This window comes from Acinetobacter sp. BY419 (assembly GCF_019038395.1).
Classification (GTDB): Bacteria; Pseudomonadota; Gammaproteobacteria; order Pseudomonadales; family Moraxellaceae; genus Acinetobacter.
Window position 1 is genome coordinate 1 of record NZ_JAGFXZ010000065.1, and the last position, 3,395, is coordinate 3,395.

The following is a 3,395-nucleotide window of genomic DNA, read 5'->3' on the forward strand; positions in this document are numbered from 1 at the left end:
TTTAAGGATTTTAAGGATTTTAGGCTCGCTGAAAGCATTGGTATCAGAGCGTTTCAGAGGGTATTAACTGAGTTTTTCCGAGTTATTAACTGAGTTTTTCCGAGTTATTAACTGAGTTTTTCCGAGTTATTAACTGAGTTTTTCCGAGTATTAAATGAGTATATGTAGCAATACTCATTTAATGAGTTTAATGATATAACTCACCTTATTGAATAAAAATGACTTGATGAGAATGGCTGAAAAATACGTTGTAAAAGATAACGATCTTGTAAAAGCTTGTTTTAATTTAGGATTGAATGAATATAGATTGCTGTTGCTTGCAATGATCTATGCTCGTGAATCAGATCCGCTTACGTTTGAAACACCAATTGAAATCACGGCAACAGCATTTGCTCGTCAGTATGAGCTTGAAGCTAATACTGCTTACGAAGCAATGCAAGACGCTAGTAAGACTTTGATGCGTCGCACATATTCATATCAAGACCGCTACAAAGGATATGAAGCTATCACTGATGTTGCATGGGTGACACAAGCAACATATATCCCAACTGCTGGCATGCTTGTCTTATATCTCACACCGCAAACAATCAAGTTGATCAGTCGTCTCGAAACTCACTTTACTAAATATCATATTGACCAAGTTTCTAAGTTCAAAAGTAAATACAGCATCCGTTTATATGAGCTTGTTATTAAGTGGAAAAATCAGAAGAAAACTGAAAAGTTTGAAATAAATAACTTTAGAGAAATGCTCGGTGTGATAAATGAATATAAACAGATGTCTGACTTTAAGATCAACGTGCTTGATAAAGCAGTAAAAGAAATCAATGCTCATTCAGATATAACAGTGAAGTACGAGCAATTTAAAAAAGGTCGTGTGATTAGCGATTTTCAATTCAAGATCACACTAAAGAAAAAATCTATTGAGAAAAAATCTGTTCAGGCAGATCAGGATACTGGCGATTTATTCGTTCAATTAAGTGCTAAACAACGTCACCTCTTTGCCCAAAAACTTTCTGAACATCCAGATATGAGCAAGTATTCTCAAGGTACAGAAAGCTATCCGCAATTTGCAATCCGGATTGCTGAGATGCTTCTGGATGAACAAAAATTCAAAGAGCTATATCCGATTTTGCTCAAAGTTGGATATGTGCCGAAGTCGTAAGACTTCGCCTGGGCGAAGACCAGGTTAAGGGTCAAGGGAAGAATTCCTTTGCTTGCGGAACCTAAATTTTATTCGAAGAAAAAATTTTGGTGTAGTAAGTACACCAAAAGTTAAATTTAGGTTGAAAAAGCAAAATCAAAAGCAGATATTGAACGTAGTTTAATATTTGATCTTGGATTTTGCGGTGACTGATTACGTTATTTTGAGACACAAAAAGCTTAAATCGTTTAGCTCTGTAGGGGGGTCACTTGATCATACATATCGACTTATTGACACTCCCAACGCTGACCTTAATCGCGCTGATCTGAATGAACACGACTATAAGAAAAAGACAGAAGTTGTTAATGCGATAAAAAATAGAGTTGATCAACGTATAAAAGAACGTCCAGATAATGTCTTGTGTGTTGAATATATGATCTCAGCTAGCCCAACTTGGTCAGGATGGGGGAATAAAGAGACAGAGACAGAATTTTTTGAAATACAGAAGAAGCGGTTAATTGAAAAATGGGGTGTTAATAATGTTATCTCTACTCATATTCATAGAGACGAAACAACTCCGCATTTAATAGCTTACGTTGTACCTTTTGATGAAGAAAAACGAGTACTTAATTGCAAAAAGTGGTTGGGTAATAAAACATTACTGGCAATAGAACAAACCGAAGCAGCACAGATAGTTGAACATCTTGGCTTAACTAGAGGTATTAAAAACTCACGAGCTGAACATAGAACAATCAGACAACATTATGAAATTATTAATCAGATCAACGAAGTAAACGAGTTTAGTCCCAACATTGATAACCTGCCAAAACCCAACTTATTAGAATCTAAAGAAAACTATGCAAAACGAGTTATTGAAGCTATCTTGCCCGATTACAAAAAAGCAAAAATTGAAGCTATACAAAATATCGCTACAAAATCAGAAGTTGAAGCACTCAGAGAAATAGCACAGAAATCGGAAGTTTATTTAAATGCTTTGGATGATGTGCCCGAATTATATGTCGATTTATTTAACAACAAAATAAAAGAAACAGCTTCATTAATTAAAAATAAAAATGAAAATGATATTAAAAAAGAGGTCGAAGAATATAATGAAAAATTAAAGGTAATTAATAAGCACAAAGATAATTTTGAGTGTTTTTATGAATATTGCAATTTAGAATTAAAAAATAAAATTAGTAATGAGAAGTTACTCAAAAAAGAATACAAGAAAACAGATAACTGGCTTAAAAAGAATGACTTAACAGATAAGGAAATTGGAAAAGGTTGGAAAAATGATGGCTCTCAAATATATATTGATAAGCCTGATTTTTATATGTCTGAATATAAATATAATTCCTTAATGACAGAGTATTATAATAATTATAAAAACAATATTTATAAAAAGAGTAAAGAAATAGATATTAATGAAACGATTTGCGTATTAAAACAAAATCAAGAAGATCAAATCGGCAAACGCTTCCAGAATAAACTTAATGATTATTCTGCTAATTTTGAGCCTGTTATCAATCAAGTAGAGCTTGCTCTAGAGCATTTGAAAGCAGCGAAGGCTGCTGAAGTGGAAAAAGATAGGGCTAGAAGCGCACAGAAAGCTATAAATGAGCAGATAGCTAAGGATGGGTTAGAAACGTACATGCAGCAGAAAACAGCAGAAAATGCGCCTTACAGGGCCTCTAGAAACGAAGTTACTAAAGATCAAGATAAGTCACTTGATACTGATAACACTTATAACCCTTTTAGTTAAGCTTATCTAAACAATAAAATCAATTACTTAGCGAGTGTCTACGAGCGACACAATGAAAAGTCGCTCACTCCTCTCCCTGATTACATCTTTTGCTTTTTGAATCACTGGGGATAGCTGTTAGCGAGTGTCTACGAGCGAAGTAATGATGCTTTTGCTTTTCAAAAAGCATGAACAAAGTGAATGCAATATTGCTTTTCTTTTGAGTTATCTAGGCATTTGATAAAACTGCCCCTAGCGGTGAGCGTAGCGAACCGCAATAGAGTTTGAGCGTAGCGAAAACATAGGCAGTTTTCATGATATTGACTTATGCCAATTTGTAACTTTAAGCAATATCCGTTGTAGATGGTTTTAAAAAGGATTTTAAGGATTTTAAGGATTTTAAGGATTTTAGGCTCGCTGAAAGCATTGGTATCAGAGCGTTTCAGAGGGTATTAACTGAGTTTTTCCGAGTTATTAACTGAGTTTTTCCGAGTTATTAACTGAGTTTTTCCG

General features: G+C 34.2%; 2 protein-coding genes. Both read left to right on the plus strand.

Annotated features, from left to right (window positions below; translation table 11 throughout):
• Positions 1-232 precede the first annotated feature (232 nt).
• Positions 233-1,162, plus strand: a complete 930-nt coding sequence (gene repM / locus KUG37_RS14515) for a replication initiation protein RepM (protein WP_216940659.1) — start codon at positions 233-235, stop codon at positions 1,160-1,162.
• A 184-nt stretch (positions 1,163-1,346) separates the two neighbouring features.
• Positions 1,347-2,903, plus strand: coding sequence for a MobV family relaxase (gene mobV, locus KUG37_RS14520; RefSeq protein WP_216940661.1), 1,557 nt, complete (start codon positions 1,347-1,349; stop codon positions 2,901-2,903).
• Positions 2,904-3,395: the final 492 nt, after the last annotated feature.